Raw genomic sequence first — 365 nt, 5'->3', positions numbered from 1 at the left:
GGTTGCGTCCATGAAGATGGTGTATGAACCGGTTCCGCATCTGACCGGCGTGTCGTAGCCAACGAAGGTGGCCATCGCGTGACTCTTCGAGAGACCTACCAAAGTCACTCGATGAAGGACCACGCGATGACCAGTGCCCACGATATCGACCTGCAGCAGATCCTGACCGACCGACTCACCGGGGCAAGCCCCGACCTGCTGCGCGAGCTACTGACGATGTTCATCCACACCCTGATGGGCGCCGAAGCCGACGCACTGTGCGGCGCCGGCTACGGACAACGCTCCGACGAGCGCACCAACTCGCGTAACGGATACCGGCACCGCGACTTCGACACCCGCGTCGGAACCCTCGACGTGGCGATCCC

General features: G+C 63.0%; 1 protein-coding gene. It reads left to right on the top strand.

Going from position 1 to position 365, the window contains the following annotated elements; translation table 11 throughout:
- Positions 1 to 126: 126 nt before the first annotated feature.
- On the top strand, positions 127 to 365 hold a 239-nt coding region (locus AZG88_RS53755; protein ID WP_231914071.1), incomplete at its 3' end, for a transposase.

This window comes from Rhodococcus sp. LB1 (genome assembly GCF_001583455.1).
GTDB classification, from domain to species: Bacteria; Actinomycetota; Actinomycetes; order Mycobacteriales; family Mycobacteriaceae; genus Rhodococcus_F; species Rhodococcus_F opacus.
The sequence above is the reverse complement of the archived record's forward strand: the minus strand, read 5'-3'. Positions and strand labels throughout refer to the sequence as shown.